This window comes from Corynebacterium canis (assembly GCF_030408595.1).
Classification (GTDB): domain Bacteria; phylum Actinomycetota; class Actinomycetes; order Mycobacteriales; family Mycobacteriaceae; genus Corynebacterium; species Corynebacterium canis.
This window is the reverse complement of the sequence record NZ_CP047080.1, coordinates 1,976,620-1,994,509: the sequence shown is the minus strand read 5'-3', so window position 1 is coordinate 1,994,509 and position 17,890 is coordinate 1,976,620. Positions and strand designations below refer to the sequence as shown.

Here is a 17,890-nt window from a genome sequence, read left to right as displayed (position 1 = left end):
AGTGACGGAGTCTGACGCGGCGTCGAAAAGCGGCGTCGTGGGAGTGAACACAAACATAAGGAGTCCGCACGGTGACTGCACCTGACACACACAAGCGTCGAGCCTTTAAGCGCGTTATGCTGAAGTTGGGTGGTGAAATGTTCGGTGGGGGAAGTGTCGGCGTGGACCCCGACGTGGTGCAGAACGTGGCTCGACAAATCGCGGACGTGGCCAAGAAAGGCACGGAAGTGTGTGTGGTCATCGGCGGCGGAAACTTCTTCCGTGGGGCGCAGCTCCAACAACGCGGCATGGACCGCAATCGTTCGGACTATATGGGCATGCTCGGCACCGTTATGAACTGCCTTGCGCTGCAGGATTTCCTCGAACAGCAGGGCGTGGATAGCCGCGTGCAAACAGCCATCAATATGGCGCAGATCGCCGAGCCGTACCTGCCGTTGCGGGCCAAGCGGCACTTGGAAAAAGGCCGCATCGTTATTTTCGGCGCGGGCATGGGCATGCCGTATTTTTCCACGGACACTACCGCCGCCCAACGCGCGCTGGAGATCGATTGCGAGGTGCTGCTGATGGCAAAGGGCGTGGACGGGGTGTACGACGATGACCCGCGCGTGAACCCCGATGCCTCCATGTTTACGGAAATCACGCACCGCGAAGTGATTGAGCGGGACCTGAAAGTGGCGGACGCGACGGCGTTTTCGCTGTGCATGGACAATGATATGCCAATTCTTGTGTTCAACCTGCTCACCGAGGGCAATATTGCCCGCGCTGTTTCCGGCGAACACATCGGAACTCTCGTGCGTTCCTGATAGATTGACTAAGAACCTTAAACAGTAAAGGAACGACATGATCGACGAAACACTCTTTGAAGCCGAAGAACGCATGACCCACAGCGTGGATTATGCGCGCGATGACCTTGTGACTATCCGCACCGGGCGTGCGAACCCCGCAATGTTTAACAATGTGATGGCGGAGTATTACGGCACCATGACGCCGATTAATCAAATGGCGACTATTTCCGTGCCGGAGCCCCGAATGCTGCTGATTAAGCCATATGAAATGTCTGTGATGAACGACATTGAAAATGCGATCCGCAATTCCGATCTGGGCGTAAACCCCACCAACGACGGGCAAGTGTTGCGCGTAACCATTCCGCAGCTCACCGAGGAACGACGCCGCGAGATGGTCAAGCTTGCGAAGTCGAAGGGCGAGGACGCGAAGATCGCGATTCGAAACATTCGGCGCAAGGGGATGGAAGAGCTAAAGCGCATTCAGAAAGACGGCGAGGCCGGCGAGGACGAGGTCGTGGCGGCGGAGAAGGAACTGGACAAGACCACGCAGAAGTACGTGGCGCAGGTCGATGAGCTCGTGGCCAAAAAGGAAAAGGAACTCATGGAGGTGTAGCCTCCCGCGCCCCGCGCGCGGAGTAGTTCTTTCGTCGCGTCGCTCACTTGGTCGAATGCCGGGTGGGGGCGCGGCTTGACGTGAAGTTGCCAGGAGTGTAGTCCCATCGTGATCCATCGCCACCCGCACCTGCTGAAGCCTAAGAATTCGGCGGGCCGTGATTTGAAATCAGCCATTACCGTGGGGGTAACCCTCGGTGGCATCGCACTTTTGGGCATTTTTTCGGGGCCGATGGGGTGGTACCCGGTTGTCGCCGTGGCGCTGGCGTTGGCAACGTGGGAGGTGCATCGCCGCCTGAAGGAGCGCGGCTATGTGATTTCCCTGATGTTGCTGATCGTGGGCGGCCAGCTGACGGTGTGGTCTTCGCTGTTTTTCGGCGTGACGGGGCTGGTTGCGGGCTATGTGACTTCCGTGCTGATCTTGATGTTCGGCCGCCTGTTTCACCATGGCCGCCACAGCCCCCCGCAAAACTATGTTCGAGACGTTTCTATTGGCGTGTTCGTGCTTACCTGGATCCCGTTATTCGGCGCGTTTGCGGCGATGTTGTCCCAGTTTAGCAGGGCGGATATCGCGGGTTCGTTTTTTATTATCACGTTTATGCTGTGCGTGATCGCCTCCGACGTGGGCGGCTATATTGCCGGCGTTTTGTTCGGTTCGCACCCGATGGCGCCGGCGGTGAGCCCGAAGAAATCCTGGGAGGGTTTCGTGGGCTCCGTCGTGCTCGGCGCGCTGACCGGCACGTTGTGCGTTACGTTTTTGCTTGACGACGCCCCGCTCGTGGGCACCGCGCTCGGCGTCCTGCTGGTCATCTGCGCAACGTTGGGCGATCTTGTCGAATCTCAGTTCAAACGCGAACTTGGGATCAAAGATATGTCCCGGATGCTGCCCGGCCACGGCGGCATTATGGACCGCCTCGACGGAATGCTCCCCGCCGCGATGGTGACCTGGCTGATCCTCAGCTTTGTGAGCGTGTAACCGCGCGGAACTTTTGCCGCGCGGGCTAAAGCTGCCGGGCCCGCTATGGGTTTCGAACCTGGCGGCGAAGCTGGAGCATACGCACGCCCCCAACCAGTGCCATGATGAGCGCGCCGGTAATTGCGGCGAGCAGGTAGCCGACACCAGCCGGGAAGCTAAACGACCAAGCAAGCAGGTTAAGCTGCGTTTGCTGTTGGTTTTGCAAGATAAAGATAAGCAGCAGAATCAGCAGCAGCGCGCCGGCTATCAATGCGACCCAGGTGCCGCCGGCGAAAGATCCCACAACTTTTCGTTGTGTCGGCTGCGTGATCTCGGCAGGTTCGTTCGGCGTGACCGGCACTAATGCGGTGTCTGGTTCCGTGTGTGGGGCGTCGAATGCCGTGGTGTCGTGGGTGTCGTGCCCGGCGTATTGATCCTGCGCGATCGGATCGGGGTGCGTTCCGGGTTCGGGGGTGTTCGGCTGATAGCGGTCTTCGTGTGGTGAATTCGTGGTGTTCATATTTCCATTGAACGTGCTTGCTGCTCGCGGTTCAACTTTTTTATGCCGTCATGGAAAGATAGATTGCATTATGGCTCAAAATCTTCCCTTAGTGTTCACAGCCCAGAAACGTGGGATGCCACCAACCCATTTTGCAGATTTGACCCCGCAGGAACGTTGCTCAGCGGTCACAGCATTAGGTCTACCGAAATTCCGTGCGAACCAAATCGCGCGCCATTATTACGGCCGGTTGGAGGCGGATCCGGCGACCATGACGGATCTTCCGGCCGCGGCGCGGGCGGCGGTGCAAGAGGCATTGTTCCCCGTGCTCATGACCCCGTTGCGCGAAATTTCGTGCGATAATGGCCAAACCAGCAAGACGCTGTGGCGCCTCCATGATGAAACTTTGCTCGAATCTGTGCTGATGCGTTACCCGGATCGCGCCACGTTGTGCATTTCTTCCCAGGCTGGCTGCGGCATGGCCTGCCCGTTTTGCGCCACGGGCCAGGGCGGTTTGGATCGTAATTTGTCCACCGCTGAGATCGTCGATCAGGTGCGCGCGGCCGCCGCAACGATGCGAGCCGAAGGCGGGCGCCTATCGAACATTGTTTTTATGGGCATGGGGGAGCCGCTGGCCAATTACAAGCGGGTGGTCAGCGCGGTCCGCCAGATTACACAGCCGACCCCGGATGGCTTTGGGATCTCGCAGCGTAATGTGACGGTGTCCACGGTGGGTTTGGCGCCCGCGATTCGTAAGCTTGCGGATGAGGGCCTTTCGGTCACACTTGCGGTTTCTTTGCACACTCCCGATGATGAGTTGCGCGATACCCTAGTGCCGGTGAATAACCGCTGGCCCGTCAGCGAGGTTCTCGACGCCGCGCGCTACTACGCGGATTGCACCGGCCGCCGCGTGTCCATCGAATACGCGCTCATTCGCGATGTGAACGATCACGATTGGCGCGCCGATATGCTGGGCGAGAAGCTGCACCGGGCCTTGGGTTCGCTCGTGCATGTGAATCTGATCCCGTTGAATCCGACGCCGGGTTCGCAGTGGGATGCCTCGCCGCGTCACCGCCAGGATGAGTTTGTGCGCCGGGTGGAGGCGCAGGGTGTGCCGTGCACGGTTCGTGATACCCGCGGGCAGGAGATTGCCGCCGCGTGTGGCCAATTGGCCGCCGAGGAGCGCTGACGGCCTGGGTTAGAGTGGGGATAGTTAATCGATACATTGGAGGAAACTATTCCCGTGACCACCGAACTCGCCTTCGAGGTGCGTAACCTCACAAAAAGATTTGGATCGAACACCGTTGTCGATGACCTTAGTTTGGGCGTACCGCGCGGCAGCATTTACGGCATCGTTGGTCCGAACGGTGCCGGCAAAACCACGATGTTGGGTATGGCTACCGGCCTGATCCGCCCGACCGCCGGCGAGGCCTATATTTGTGGGCGCAATACGTGGACCGATCCGCTTGAGGCGAAGCGGCGCATGGGTTTGGTTGTTGATGGGCTCCCCGTGTTCGACCGTTTGACCGGCGGCGAGCTCCTCGAATATGTGGGCGCTTTGCGAGGGCTGCGGCGGGCCGATATCGCCACCCGAAGCACCGAGCTTCTCGACGCCCTGGGTCTCACCGAAGCGCGCAACAAACAGGTGGTCGATTATTCGGCGGGCATGACCAAAAAGATCCTGCTGGCCACGGCGCTGATCCACAATCCCGAGCTGCTGGTACTGGATGAACCGCTGGAGGCGGTGGACCCAGTCTCCGGCGAGATTATTCAAAAGATCTTGCGTGCGTTTGCCGCGGCTGGCGGCACGGTGGTGCTGAGTTCGCACGTCATGAGCTTGGTCGAAGGCTTGTGCGATCACGTGGCGATCATCGATCACGGCAAGGTGCTGCTCGCGGGCCATGTGGATGATATCCGCGATGGGAAGACGTTCACCGAGGTGTTTGTGGAATGCGTCGGTGGCGGGGATTTCAATGAGGATTCGCTTCGCTGGCTGTCCGGTCGCACGCACGAAAGTGGGTCCGAATCATGACTCGTACCCTCGTGCAGCTTCAGTGGTTGCTGTGGAAACGCAACCTCAAGGGCAACCCGGCCCTCATCATGATGGTGCTGTTCACCTTTATTTATGGGGCGGCGGGCTTTTTGTCGGTGGGTCTGGGAATGGGCGTCGAAACGTACGATGGTGCGCCAATGGCAATCGCCGGAGCGGTGGCGATTGGAACGTTTGTTTATGTTGCGGTGGCGCTCATGATGCCGTCGGGGGAGAAGCAACTTGCACCCGAGGCGTTTGCCACGATGCCGATCACTACGCGGGATATGTTGCCGGCACTGGCGTTGTCGAACCTAATGCAATCTCGTGGGGTAATCGCAAGCCTGTGCACATTGGGGACGGGGCTTATCGCCGCCTTTACGTTGCACAGCGGCCTTGGCGTGGCGTTGCTCCTGCCGGCGTTGATATTGAGTTTGTGTAATGCGCTGCTGCTTGGGGAGGCGATCGCGGCGCTGCTCAGTGCGCCGATGGATCGTACGAAAACGGAGCGGGGCGTGTATATCGCGGCGGCGGTCGGCATGCTTGTAATGCTTGGGTACGCCACGTTTTCCAGCGCTTCTGCCGAAGGTGTGTTCACCTATGCCGCTATCGGACAAGTGCTCGTATGGACCCCGCTGGGCGCACCTGCGGGGATCGTCGTGTTTGCTGCGGAAGGCGCGTACCTAAAGGCGGTAGCGAGCCTTGCGATCACCCTGGTGACGATGGCGCTCAGCGCTTGGCTGTGGTGGCATTCGACGAGCGCGAGATTGATCGCGCCGCTGGATCGAGGGAGCGGAAGTTCGAAAAGCGAGCGACGCGGTTCCGGCAGCTTGATTCTGCCGGGGTTGAAACACACCGTCGGTTCGATGGTGTATTCGAGGGTTGTTCGGTATATGCGGCGCGATTCGCGTTTCGTGGGATCGTTGATCTTTATCCCGGTATTAATCCTGTTTTTCCTGTACCAGGGCCGAGTTAATGGCGATTTCCAATTGTATATCGGCGCAGGTGTCATGGCGCTGCTGGCATGCTCTGTAGCCATCAATGATTACGGTTACGATGGTCCCGCAAACTGGCTGCATATCGCGACCGGCGTGCCTGCGAAAACCCTTGTGGTTGCGCGCCACCTCGGCGCGATCAGCGTGCCATTTGTCGGGTTCCTAGCCTATCTGGTGATGATGAACCTGCTGGCCGAAGATAAGAACACGAGTTCGCTGGTGACCGCAGGCGCATTCGGCGGGTTCCTAGTCGGTGCGGGAGCCTCCGCGGCGCTCAGCGCATACAATCCGTTCCCCACCGGGAAACCCGGCACGAACCCGTGGCAAGACCGCAGCGGTTTCAGCGGGGCGGCCCTGGCCAGTACTTTCATCTTGATGTTGCTGGGCTGGATCCCCGTGGCACCCGGCGTGGCGCTGATGGTGTGGGGCAGCTTCACGGCCAACACCCTATTGATCACACTCGGCGTGGTGCTGGTGCTGCTGATACCAGCACAGCTGTACGCATACCTGGTGCGGAGATCGATCCGGCAGGTGGACCAAAAGTATCCGGAAATCTTCGAAAAAGTGCGCGGGTATGTGTAAGTTTCAGGGTTTCAATCTAGTTAATGCACGATCTGCCTTGCCGCGCAGGATGTGCCTTGCTTTCGGGCCGGATTTTCCTGGGGAAACGCGGCCACGCAGGATCTGCCTCAGGCACATCTGCACACGGCTGGCGGCAGATGTGCAGTAGCGGTGATTGGGAGGTGTTTTCGCAGCGGGTGGGTTGATCAAACGGCGGACGGGATCCTTGTTCACGCCCAAATAAGCCCCGTCATTCCTCTTTCTAGGTTGGCAATCAGGATTGCTGGATCGCAGTGGTATCCTAGGAGCTGCAAATGGGAATCACGTGCCTGTTGACATCTAACTTGAGGTTAGACGATCGGTTACCTGTACTCCCATTCCACGTTGGAGGCGCTCCCCGTTTAGGGTTGAGCGCCTCCTTTTCGTTGCCGCTCACGCACCTAGGCAGGGTAAGTCTGCGTAAGCGGGCAAGGCCTGCGCCGTGTGCGCATACCGAAAAACCCCACCAGCCGGGCCGGGCGCGGTGGGGTTTTGGGTTATACGGTATTAACCTTCGATGACCTTGCGGTTTTGGACTGACGAAGGTTCGATATTCAGGGCACGCAGCTGTGAGTCAGTGAGATCTGCGTACGGGCCTTGCAGGGTGTGCTGGAGGTGAGCCCAGTCTGGTTCCTGGTGGCCGGCCGGCTTGTTGCGGGCGGTCACTGTGCGCACTTGGTTCAGCTTTGGCTGGAAGAGCTGGATAAGCAGCCCGATGCTGATCAGTGCGGCGAGAACGAGCAACCATGCGGTTTCTACGTTGCCTTTGTGGTTGCCAAAGTTAAACGCGAGGAGGAAGAGGACGGAAACCCAACCGGCGATTTGGATCGGCCCACGACCAATGTCGTGCCAGCCCCATGCCGCCGACGGCTCGTCAAGGGTGGACACGCCGTTGTGGACCTCGGGAACGGGGGTGTGATTGCCTGCCACGTTGTTCTCCTTTTAACACGCATAACTTATGGGCTATATCTTTGCACATTTTCCATTTGGGGGCGATTCGAATCCCCCGGATAGGAGCAATAATTCGATGGATATGTGTGAAGCGTCACGCCCGTCGGTTGCGTCACATGACACGGTGAGCGTTTTCTTACGTGTGTTTGAGACAATGAGCGGCATGATGCAACGCGTTCTGGTCCTCGGCAGCACTGGCTCAATCGGCACTCAAGCTTTGGAGGTGATCGCAGCTAATCCCGACCGTTTCGAACTGGTGGGCATTGCTGCGGGGGGTAGGCAACCGGAGCTTGTGGCGGCGCAGGCACACCAGTTCGGCTTGCGTGCGGATCAAGTCGCCGTGGTGGACAACGCCGAGCGCGTGGCTCAGGCCCTCGGGGGCACGGTGATTTCGGGTGTCGACGCCGCGGCCACCCTCGTGCGCAGCGTTGCGGCGGATACTGTATTAAACGCCCTCGTGGGATCGTTGGGATTAAGCGCCACCTTGGCGGCTTTGCACACGGGTGCGAGGTTGGCCTTGGCGAACAAGGAGTCGTTGGTGGCGGGCGGGCAGCTGGTGTTGGATGCGGCCCAGCCGGGGCAGCTCGTGCCGGTGGATTCGGAGCATTCGGCGATGGCGCAGTGTTTGCGCTCCGGCACCGAGCGTGAGGTGGAAAGCTTGGTGCTTACCGCGTCCGGCGGTCCGTTCCGCGGTTGGAGCAGGGAACAGATGTGGGATGTGACGCCGGAGCAGGCGGCGGCGCATCCGACGTGGTCGATGGGGCAGATGAATACCTTGAATTCGGCGACGCTAGTAAATAAGGGGTTGGAGCTGATCGAGGCGAGTTTGTTGTTCCGGATTCCGGCGTCGCGGATCGCCGTGACGGTGCACCCGCAATCGATCGTGCATTCCATGGTGACCTTTGTGGACGGGTGTACGATTGCCCAGGCCTCCCCGCCGTCGATGAAGCTGCCGATTTCGCTGGCTTTGGATTGGCCCAACAGGGTTCCGCACGCCCAACCCGCCCTCGACTTTACGCAGGCCTTTACCTGGGACTTCGCTCCGGTTGATGACGTCGCGTTTCCCGCCGTTGCGTTAGCGCGCGACGTCGTCACGCGGGGCGGGACGTGGCCGGCGGTGTATAACGCCGCAAATGAGGAGGCTGCGGAGGCGTTTTTGGCTGGTCGGATACGGTTCCCGCGGATTGTGGATACGGTGGCCGAGGTGGTAAGTGTTGCGGACGCGTTTGCTGGTGTACCCTCGGGGCTCGACGATGTGCTGGCCTGCGAACGTGAAGCTCGGGCCCGCGCGCATGAGGTGTTGGAAGGATTTTAGTGAGCTATCTCGTCGGCGTTCTGCTGTTCGCCTTGGGCATTATGGTCACCATTGGTCTGCACGAGTGGGGGCACTACCGTACGGCCAAAGCAACTGGAATGCTTGTTCGGCGCTTCTTTATTGGGTTCGGCCCCACCGTGTTTTCGTACACGCGCAATGGTACCGAATACGGGCTTAAGGCGATCCCGGTCGGCGGGTTTTGCGATATCGCGGGCATGACGGCGCAGGATCCGGTGACGCCGGCGGAACGTCCGTACGCGATGGTGTACAAGCCGGCCTGGCAGCGCATCCTGGTGCTTTCCGGCGGCATTCTGATGAATATCCTTGTGGCGTTTGTGCTGCTCTATACCGTTGCGGTGAGCTCGGGGCTGCCCAATCTCAACGCCGATTTCACGGCTACGGTGGGCAAGACGCAATGCCTGGATAGCGGTGCTTGCCCGGCGCAGGACGCGGGTATTGAGGTCGGCGATCGCATTACGCACATCAATGGCGAGGAGATGGTGGCGTTTGTGCAGGTGCGCGACACGGTCCGTAAGTTTGCCGGCGAAACCATTTCGCTGACGGTGGAGCGCGATGGCGTCGAAAAGATTATCGACGTCGCGGTGGCGAAAGAAGGTGCGATCGGCGTGGTGTCGGCGCCGATTAAGGACCCCATCAAGGTCTATGGTCCGCTGGAAGCCGTTCCGGCGACGCTGCAATATTCCGGCATGATGCTGCAGGCGACGGTGCAGGGGCTGGCGGCGTTTCCGGCGAAGCTGCCGGGAGTCGCGGCGTCGATACTCGGCGAGGAGCGCGATAAGGAAGGGCCCGTGAGCGTCGTGGGGGCGTCACGCGTGGGCGGTGAGCTGGCGGAGCGCAGCCAATGGGCCACGTTTTTGATGATGTTGGCGAGCCTGAACTTCTTCCTCGCCCTGTTTAACCTGGTGCCGCTGCCGCCGCTGGACGGTGGGCATATTGCGGTGGTCTGCTATGAAAAGGTTCGCGATATTGTTCGAAAAATGCGTGGATTGCGGCCGGGTGGTCCCGCGAACTATGACCGTCTGATGCCGGTCACCATGGCCGTGAGCGCGGTGCTGATTGGGGTGGGTGCGCTGGTGATTGTCGCCGACGTAGTCAATCCCATTCGAGCATTCGGCTGATAGGATAAGTCGCGTCTCACCCGGTAGTTTTCAAGGAGTTTACACTGTGTCTACCCCCATCGGCCTTGGTCTCCCCGAAGCCCCAGCGCCCGTATTGGCGCCGCGGCGCAAGACTCGGCAACTGATGGTTGGAAACGTTGGCGTGGGGTCGGAGTACCCCATCGCGGTGCAATCCATGACCACCACCAAAACCCACGATGTGAATGGCACGCTGCAGCAGATTGCGCAGCTCACGGCGTCGGGTTGCGATATTGTGCGCGTGGCGTGCCCGAAAACGGTGGACGCGGAGGCGCTGCCGATCATCGCAAAGAAATCGCCGATTCCGGTAATCGCGGATATTCACTTCCAGCCCAAGTATATTTTCGCGGCTATCGACGCAGGCTGCGCCGCCGTGCGCGTCAACCCCGGCAATATCAAGGAGTTCGACGGCCGCGTCAAGGAGGTCGCACAGGCGGCCGGCGCAGCTGGGATACCCATTCGAATCGGCGTCAATGCCGGGTCCTTGGACAAGCGCTTGCTGGCCAAGTACGGCAAAGCCACCCCGGAGGCGCTGGTGGAGTCCGCGCTGTGGGAAGCCTCCCTGTTTGAAGAACACGGGTTCGGGGATATCAAGATCTCCGTAAAGCACAATGACCCCGTCATTATGGTGGAGGCCTACCGGCAATTGGCGGCGCAATGCGACTATCCGCTTCACCTCGGCGTCACCGAGGCGGGGCCCGCATTCCAGGGCACCATTAAATCGGCGGTGGCGTTTGGCGCGCTGCTTTCGCAAGGCATCGGCGATACCATTCGCGTGTCCCTGTCCGCGGACCCCAAGGAGGAAATCAAGGTTGGCGATCAGATCCTGCAATCGCTGAACCTGCGGCCGCGGAAGCTGGAGATCGTCTCCTGTCCGTCCTGTGGCCGCGCCCAGGTGGACGTGTACACCCTGGCGGAAGAGGTTACGGCGGGCTTGGAGGGCATGGAGGTGCCATTGCGCGTGGCCGTCATGGGGTGCGTGGTGAACGGTCCCGGCGAGGCGCGTGACGCCGACCTCGGTGTCGCCTCCGGTAATGGCAAGGGCCAGATCTTTGTCAAAGGCGAAGTGATCAAAACAGTGCCGGAATCCCAGATCGTGGAGACATTGATCGAGGAAGCCATGAAAATCGCCGAAACGATGGAGGATGCCGGGGTTACCGGTGCGCCCGAGGTGAAGGTGACCCGCTAGTTTTCGCCGATCGCGCCCCGCGTGCGCGGCGGCCGGGTCTTAAGGTATCCGGCGGCGGGGCGCTGCGGTACGCGGCCTGACTTAGCCCCGGAATAGGGCGATTCGAAGATATATTTCTGGGTCAATATTTGACAAAGATTTCGCACTTCAAATCATATATCGGGGGCGTTTCGTGGGGGTAGCTATGTTGAAGGTTATTCAGGGGTTTCTGTAGAAGAATAGCTTGGTAAGGGTTTGTATTGTGCGCTTCGTGGTGGCTATGGGTAATCGGCAGTCGGTGTGAAGTATTCGCCAGTTTTTGATGTGGGCGATTGCTTGTTCGACGACCCAGCGGATGGATGCAAGAGCGTTGTTGAAGCGCTGCTGCCAGGGTTCGAGAACCTTTTGCCCGTTGTTGCGTTTCTGGGGGATGTCAAAACCAGTACCTACGTACCCAAGGTCGGCGGTGACATAGTCGCCTGGCAACACGGTGGTGATGCCCAGCTTATCTGCGATGCGCTTATCGTGAGATCTCCCAGGCATTGGCGGGCTGATGTACTCGATATTGCCGTTCTGGTCGGTCAAGACTGCGAGGTTGTGGCCGGTGGCTTTGCGTTTGCCGCTGATCAACTGTTGTTGCCCTTTCCATGACCAGCATGGGACCAATGTCCCATCGAGGACGCGATGGCGCGTTGGTACGAGGTCTTCCACGGTTGGTGCGGTTGGGAGAAAGCGTTCCAGAAGGTCAAGGACTGCGTTGATGGCGCGGGAAATCGTGGGTTGGGACACCCCATAGATCGTGGCGATCACACGTTGCGGGAGATTTTCGCTCCAGTAGTAGACCAAAGCGCATTCCAGGCTACTGACTAACCCCAAACTAAGGGGGCAATGATGTGTATAACCTGCGGTTTCGATGTCGTTGGCTAGCGCGATAATCTCATCAGTCGAACATTTGCTAGTATTGGCCCAGCGGTACAAGGCATTTGTGTTTTGTTTTGTCATAGATTCATTATGCGGAACCTTGTATCGCCTTTGCTATGTTCGGGGGTATTGAGGTCGGAAAGTCCACCCGGCAAAACCCCAGCGGTTGAATAACCCTCGTTGCTGGCATTAGAAGTAGTGTGCGACACATCTCCGGCGGGTGTCTGGTGCGCGTGTTAATTTGGGTTGCGTTCTCGGATATATAGCATGCTCGGAAGGGGTGCGAAGTGACGGTTCCCGCAGTGACCATGAATCGAATTGAGGCGTTGCTAAAAAACAACAACCTTGACTGCAGCCTGGACGATGACGGCGACCTTTCCTTACCGTTAGTTGGGCTTTACTTCAATTTCGAAATAATAAAACCTCTCGGAATGCTTCGAATCTATGGGGCTTGGCGCGGCGTTGCTCGGATGCTGAAACTATCACAAGGCTGCAGGATTTTATCGCCGTTCTACATATTCAAACCGTATATTTTCCTAAGTTTTTTATTCTGTACGACAAAGACGATTCGGGGCGCTTGGCGTATGAGTATTGCATGCCGATAGGTTCCGGCCTTACTGATGAACAATTGGATGATATTGCATTTGAAGTTATGCAAACCACGGTGTGGGTCGAGCATGAATTGCGAAAAATGTTTCCAGATCTGGTTACTTGGGATCCTGGAAACGAGGGCGAGGTGTAGTCATGGCATGGTTCGATGATGCAGGCGCTGGTTCAAAGCCGCAACCTGTGACGATGGAGCGCATCCAGCAATACTTTCGCGAAATTGATTGCTTATTTGAAATGCAAAAGGGTACCGTAGTAGCGAATGTGTCCGGGTTCGCTTGCAATGTTAGCACATACCAGGATGAATATATGTTTATAAGGGCGGGTTATCCGAATCCTGATATAGGGCAAGAACGCTGGGGAGAATTGTGGGCTTGGGTTCAAGATCGGAATGTGGTGGGTACCATCGGGACCTGCAAAGTGACGAAAGTGGTAGATGGAGAACTACTTGCGGTGATTTCGGAGCATTGTTATCGCATAAAGTTTGGTGCCACTGATGCGCAGCTTCGTGAATGGTTGCGCGTAGGGATCGAGGCGCAAATTCATCATATGGAATCATTTTGCAAATTGTTTAATTTCCCGCGCCCCCTAAAATGAGAGTTTATACGTTCTTAACGTCAACCATCAGTATATCTACTGCCAACAAGGAATACGATGCACCATTTCCACGGTGCATTTTCTTTCTGCAATGACGCGGCGGCATTGTTTGTTTCCCCGCTAGCACGCAAGTGAAACCAGCAGATTATCACGCAGAAACTATGAGGTTATCGTGTCCAAATCAAGTGAAAACCTCCGCGAGGAGAGGTTTCGTGTAGACCTTGGCGGCATCGTTGAATTGTTATCTCGGAATCTATATTCCGGAAAGGACGTGTACGTTCGGGAACTCTTGCAAAACGGTATGGATGCGGTGACCGCTGCGGCATCCGAGACCGGCGGCAGTGTTCGCGGACGTGTTCGATTCGTGGTGGATGGCACCACCTTGCGCATTACGGATAATGGGATCGGCCTCGGCGAGGCGGAGGCGAAGCGGCTGCTGGCGACGATCGGCGGGTCGTCGAAACGCGATGAATTCGGCCTCGGACGCAGTGACTATCTCGGGCAGTTCGGCATCGGATTGCTTTCGTGTTTTATGGTGACGGATGAGATCGTGGTGTACTCACGTTCGGCTCGCGAGGGTGCGCGTCCGGTACGGTGGCAGGGCAACGCGCGGGGCACGTGGACCGTCACGGAGCTCGGCGCTGCGGAGCTGCCGGCAGAACTAGCGCGCCTGGCGCACGGCACCACCATCGTGCTGCGCAGTCTTCCTGGCGAGCGCGGCTTCAATTATCGTGACATGCGCGATCTGATCGAACGTTACGGCGAGTTTCTGCCAATCGAACTGACGGTGGAACGGCCCGGCACGGATCCGGAGCCCATCGGCGCATTTGGCAAGGGCCGGGTGCCGGTGTGGGAGGCCTCGGCGCTCGCGCAACGGCAATGGTGCAGCGATAATTTCGGTTTCGAACCCTTCGATATCATCCCGCTGGATGTTCCGGTGGCCGGGTTTAGGGGCACGGCGTTTGTGCTTTCGGAAGGCGCGCACCCGGGGCGTTCCACACGCCACCGCTTGTACCTCAGGCGCATGCTGCTTAGCAATAAGGTGACGGATTTGCTGCCTGAGTGGGCGTATTTCGTGCGCGTGGTGGGCAATACCGATTATCTGCAGCCAACGGCATCGCGCGATGCTTTGTTCGAGGACTCGTTATTGCTGGAAACGCGGGAGGCATTGGGCGATGCCGTGCGCGAATGGCTCGCGAACTTGGCGCAAGTGGATCAGTATCGTTTCGCACGTTTCATCGGTTTGCACATTAACGGTTTGAAGGCTTTGGCGATTACGGATGCGCAAACGCGGGACCTCGTAGTGCGTTCCGTTCCTTTCGAAACCACGTTTGGTTTGAATACGTTGCAGGATCTTATGGCCGATGGCGCGCTTCGCTTTACTCGAACAGATCAGCAATACCGGGCATTGCTGCCGATCGCCGCCGCCAACGGCTTGCAAGTGCTCAATGCGGGGTACGCGTTTGATGAGGAGATACTGGAGCAGCTGCGCCTTGACCACCCAGAGCAGCGCATCGTCGAGGTCAATATCAACGATATCGTCGGCGCTATGCTCCCCTCCGACCCGGTGGAGGAGGCTCGGTTTTTGCCCTTGTTGCACGCCTGCCATCAGGCGTTGACGGGCCAGGGCGTGACGGTGATTTTGCGCGATTTCAAGCCGGCGACGATCCCGGTGCTATACCTGCCGCAGGCCGCCGCTGCCGCCGGTGTGGTTGAGGATGCGGCGCGCAATGCCCCAGGTGAAAGCGGGTTAGAAGGCATTTTGGACGTGCTTGCCGACGCCGCGCAACACGGCGGATCCGGCACCGTCAGCGCGCCCGATAAACCACAATTGGTGATCAATGGTAGTTCGCCGCTGGCGCATCAATTGCTGGCGGCGGTGGATTCGCCGCTTGTGGTGGCGGCGTTGCGGGGTTTGTATGTGCAGGCGTTGCTGGCGGGCAACCATCCGATGAATCCGCAGGCGCGCGCCTGGGCATCCGAAGTGTATACATCGTTGATTTCCACCGCGTTGTAGGCGGTGGCTTCGCGCGTGACCGGTGGCGTAGGCGCGGCGTCGACAAGCTAAAACAAGGACAAATGCATGTTTGAACACGAGTCTGTGCAAGATCTAATGGCATTAGCCCACGAAACCCCTTACGGGAAGAAGTGTTCGGCGTTGTGGGCGGAGGCGGCGCGGCGCGCCGGAGCGGAAGGTTTAGAACGCGAGGAGCTGGTGTGCTACATGCAATTGGCCGTCGCGTTTACCTTGGGCGGTGAGGTCACTCGAATGGTTGCGCCATTTATGTGGGTGGATAAGCGGCGCAAGGAACGCCCAGATTTGGTAACGGAAAGTATGCAGCGATCATTCGGCTGGTACTTCAAATATTTAATGCTGGTATTGCGGGAAATCCCCCAGGTGCCCGCGGATGAGTGCTTTCGAACGCTAGACCAAATGCGCGAGTATTACCAAGGCTTGGGTGACTCGTTAAAGCCTTACTATCTGCGCGAATACTATATGTATACCACCTTGGGCAGGGTCGAGGACGCCGAGGAAGCGTACCGCAAGTGGCAGCTCGCAGATAAGTCCGATCTTTCCGATTGCGCCGCGTGCGACCCGCAGCATGAGGTGGGCTATTTGACGCAGCGCGGTCGCTGGGAGGAAGCCGTCGAGGTGGGCAATCGCGCGCTTGCGAGTTCGGAAAGCTACTGTTCAGCGCAGCCGGAAAACATGTATAGCCATATGTTGGTGCCATGGTTGCGCACCGGCAACGATGCGAAGGCGTGGCCCGCGCACGTTCGGGCCATGCAGCGCAATAGCCAGCGCGCCCATTTTCTCAAACACTTTCACCAACATTTGTTCTACCTGGAATTGTCTGGGTCCGCGGGGCGTCCGCAACGTCTGCAGCGTGGGCTGGAGCTGGTCACCCGATTCCTGCCGTGGTGGCTGGAGGCGGAGACGCCGATCGTGCTTATGGAAATCGCCACCGCATCCGCCCGTGTGTTCGCTGCGCAGCCGGATCAACAAGAGCGCCTGGATATCACGCTGCCCGGGCAATCCCTGCCGTGGGTGCGCGTGCCTGACTTGGCTAATCCGACCATGGCCGAGGCGCACGAATGGTGCGCCCAGCTCGCCCTTAAAATCGCCGCCATGTTCGATGCGCGGCCGGGGCTGGAACACCCGCATCAGGTCGCCGAGGTGACGCACCAGCTCTATCACCTCGAGCCCGCGCCAGTGTTCCACGATACCGATGCCCTCGCGGACGTTTCCGGGCAGTTCTCGCCGGTAAACACCGATTATCGGCTGCAATCCGCGCTCGGCGTCGCGCCCGAGGATGCCGCGGACGGCACGCCGGAGAATCCGGCGGACGGTGACGCGGCGGCCGAGGAGCAGCCGCCGATTGTGGCAATCGATATTCACGGCCCGTGGCGGGAGTTGACGGAAGAGCAGCTGGTGGCAGAGCACGCGGCCCTGGGCACGTCCATGCCTTCGATCTTTAGCTACCGGCTCGATTTCACTTGCGATGTGGATATAGATACCGCCGCGGAACGCGAACCGGCGCGGCAGTACCTCTTGGAGGCGCACCGGCTGCTCGCGGCGGATAATTATATGGAGGCGGCGCGGGCCGCGGATCGTGCGATGCGCACCCCCAGCGAGGAGCCGATCAGCGTGCGATTGATTGCCCTGCGCGTGCTTGCGGTGACGGCGCTGATGGCGGGTTATTTTGCGGAATGCTGCGAGGCGGCGCGGCACCGGTTGAATCTGGCCGCGGCCTGCGGTCTGCTGCGGGTGCAACTCGATTCCGCCATTTTATTGGTGCATGGCCTGTTGAATCAGGAGCAATGGTCGGAGGCCGCCGAGGTGGCGCATACGGCCCTGGCGGCCCTGCAACATGCGATCGATTTCCCCTCCGGTGCCGCCACCGTGCGGCACACCCCGGAGCAGCTGGTGCAGCAGACGATTACGCTGCGCGAGTTGCTGGTCCGCGCGCTGAGCGAAGCGGATCTGGATACCGCGGCCGCTCACGAGGCGTTGCGGCTTGCGGAGTTGGCGCAGACCGCGGAGCAAAAGGTGAGCGCCTTAGACCAGGCCTTGAATGGTTTCCACGCCGACCGCGAGTACGAACGTTGTTTCGCAGTTGGGGATCAGCTGGTCGCCGCGGCCGAGTCTATGTTGCTTGAGGTTCAGGCCGAAGCCACGGTCGATGAAAGCGCCCAACATAAGTTCAAAAACGCCGTCAAAGAGGCGTGCCGCATTCTGATGAACGTGGCCCTTGTTCGCTCCGAGCAGCCGGCCATGATCGACGAGTCCACCGCCGACTATGTGGAGAATCTGCTCCGCCGCCGCCTCGACCTGCTGATCAAACATTTAACCGATGAGACGCATGGCGCCGAATACTACCGCGCGGACAATTTGGAGGACCATGGCCTTATCGCCTTGCGGTGCCGCCGATTGCAGGACGCGATGGGTTATCTCGAGCGGGCGGCGGATGAATTTCTTGCGTTGGGTTACGAGCGTTACGCGGCGCGCGCATTGAATACCGCGGCGCACGCGCAGCTCCAGGCCGCAAACATTCCCGCGGCGAAGAATTACGTATTGCGCAGCCTGAGCCTGCTTGAAGGTAAGAGTTGGGAGAATGCGAGGACCGCCCAAGACGCCCGCGAGCTGTATCAGCGGATCCAGCACCTAGAGGCGGAGGGGGAGGCATACGAGTAGCAGC

16 protein-coding genes are annotated in these 17,890 nt (G+C 59.1%); 13 read left to right on the top strand and 3 right to left on the bottom strand.

The window, feature by feature from the left end:
• Positions 1 to 116: 116 nt before the first annotated feature.
• The 3 genes from pyrH to CCANI_RS08780 all read left to right on the top strand — a co-directional run bounded on the left by pyrH (position 117) and on the right by CCANI_RS08780 (position 2,373).
• The gene (gene pyrH, locus CCANI_RS08790) at positions 117 to 803 is read left to right on the top strand and encodes a UMP kinase (protein ID WP_222432967.1); all 687 of its coding nucleotides are present in this window, start codon (positions 117 to 119) and stop codon (positions 801 to 803) included.
• A 37-nt stretch (positions 804 to 840) separates the two neighbouring features.
• Positions 841 to 1,398, top strand: coding sequence for a ribosome recycling factor (gene frr, locus CCANI_RS08785; protein WP_146325426.1), 558 nt, complete (start codon positions 841 to 843; stop codon positions 1,396 to 1,398).
• Between the two features lie 108 nt (positions 1,399 to 1,506).
• Positions 1,507 to 2,373: a phosphatidate cytidylyltransferase gene (locus CCANI_RS08780; protein WP_246118299.1), complete on the top strand. Its 867-nt coding sequence runs from the start codon at positions 1,507 to 1,509 to the stop codon at positions 2,371 to 2,373.
• 43 nt (positions 2,374 to 2,416) lie between these two features.
• On the opposite strand, the gene CCANI_RS08775 is transcribed toward CCANI_RS08780, so the two are convergent.
• Entirely contained in the window at positions 2,417 to 2,872 is a 456-nt protein-coding gene (locus tag CCANI_RS08775) for a lipopolysaccharide assembly protein LapA domain-containing protein (RefSeq protein ID WP_146325424.1), read from the bottom strand.
• A gap of 70 nt (positions 2,873 to 2,942) precedes the next feature.
• Between CCANI_RS08775 and rlmN the strand changes: the two genes are divergently transcribed.
• From rlmN to CCANI_RS08760, 3 genes are read left to right on the top strand one after another with little or no spacing between them, the layout of a single operon-like run.
• The gene (gene rlmN, locus CCANI_RS08770; protein WP_146325423.1) at positions 2,943 to 4,040 is read left to right on the top strand and encodes a dual-specificity RNA methyltransferase RlmN; all 1,098 of its coding nucleotides are present in this window, start codon (positions 2,943 to 2,945) and stop codon (positions 4,038 to 4,040) included.
• A gap of 48 nt (positions 4,041 to 4,088) precedes the next feature.
• On the top strand, positions 4,089 to 4,883 hold the full coding sequence (locus tag CCANI_RS08765) for an ABC transporter ATP-binding protein (RefSeq protein WP_146325445.1): 795 nt from the start codon (positions 4,089 to 4,091) through the stop codon (positions 4,881 to 4,883).
• Positions 4,880 to 6,457 carry a hypothetical protein gene (locus tag CCANI_RS08760; protein ID WP_146325422.1) on the top strand — a complete coding sequence of 526 codons (1,578 nt, stop codon included), beginning with the start codon at positions 4,880 to 4,882 and terminating at the stop codon, positions 6,455 to 6,457. Before CCANI_RS08765 ends, CCANI_RS08760 begins: the two co-directional genes overlap by 4 nt.
• A gap of 525 nt (positions 6,458 to 6,982) precedes the next feature.
• Here CCANI_RS08760 and CCANI_RS08755 read toward each other — a convergent pair.
• On the bottom strand, positions 6,983 to 7,405 hold the full coding sequence (locus CCANI_RS08755) for a DUF2631 domain-containing protein (RefSeq protein ID WP_146325421.1): 423 nt from the start codon (positions 7,403 to 7,405) through the stop codon (positions 6,983 to 6,985).
• Between the two features lie 184 nt (positions 7,406 to 7,589).
• Here CCANI_RS08755 and dxr point away from each other — a divergent pair, with 184 nt between their 5' ends.
• Genes dxr through ispG form a run of 3 tightly spaced genes read left to right on the top strand, consistent with a single transcriptional unit; the run spans position 7,590 to position 11,087 of the window.
• Entirely contained in the window at positions 7,590 to 8,741 is a 1,152-nt protein-coding gene (gene dxr / locus CCANI_RS08750; protein WP_146325420.1) for a 1-deoxy-D-xylulose-5-phosphate reductoisomerase, read from the top strand.
• Positions 8,735 to 9,880 (top strand): M50 family metallopeptidase, encoded by a 1,146-nt coding sequence (locus tag CCANI_RS08745; protein ID WP_281285012.1) that lies wholly within the window; start codon positions 8,735 to 8,737, stop codon positions 9,878 to 9,880. The genes dxr and CCANI_RS08745 overlap by 7 nt, the downstream gene beginning before the upstream one ends.
• A 46-nt stretch (positions 9,881 to 9,926) precedes the next feature.
• Entirely contained in the window at positions 9,927 to 11,087 is a 1,161-nt protein-coding gene (ispG, locus tag CCANI_RS08740; RefSeq protein WP_146325419.1) for a flavodoxin-dependent (E)-4-hydroxy-3-methylbut-2-enyl-diphosphate synthase, read from the top strand.
• A 198-nt stretch (positions 11,088 to 11,285) separates the two neighbouring features.
• Here the strand turns inward: ispG and CCANI_RS08735 are convergent, their stop codons facing one another.
• Positions 11,286 to 12,068, bottom strand: coding sequence for a transposase family protein (locus tag CCANI_RS08735; RefSeq protein WP_290210929.1), 783 nt, complete (start codon positions 12,066 to 12,068; stop codon positions 11,286 to 11,288).
• 370 nt (positions 12,069 to 12,438) lie between these two features.
• Between CCANI_RS08735 and CCANI_RS08730 the strand changes: the two genes are divergently transcribed.
• The 4 genes from CCANI_RS08730 (at position 12,439) to CCANI_RS08715 (ending at position 17,886) form a co-directional block, all read left to right on the top strand.
• Positions 12,439 to 12,729: a hypothetical protein gene (locus tag CCANI_RS08730; protein WP_146323799.1), complete on the top strand. Its 291-nt coding sequence runs from the start codon at positions 12,439 to 12,441 to the stop codon at positions 12,727 to 12,729.
• Positions 12,730 to 12,731: 2 nt separating this feature from the next.
• Positions 12,732 to 13,190 (top strand): hypothetical protein, encoded by a 459-nt coding sequence (locus tag CCANI_RS08725; RefSeq protein ID WP_146323798.1) that lies wholly within the window; start codon positions 12,732 to 12,734, stop codon positions 13,188 to 13,190.
• A 172-nt stretch (positions 13,191 to 13,362) separates the two neighbouring features.
• Entirely contained in the window at positions 13,363 to 15,207 is a 1,845-nt protein-coding gene (locus CCANI_RS08720) for an HSP90 family protein (RefSeq protein ID WP_186750130.1), read from the top strand.
• Between the two features lie 66 nt (positions 15,208 to 15,273).
• A complete protein-coding gene (locus tag CCANI_RS08715; RefSeq protein ID WP_146323796.1) occupies positions 15,274 to 17,886 on the top strand; it encodes a hypothetical protein in 2,613 nt (870 codons plus the stop codon).
• Positions 17,887 to 17,890 lie beyond the last annotated feature (4 nt).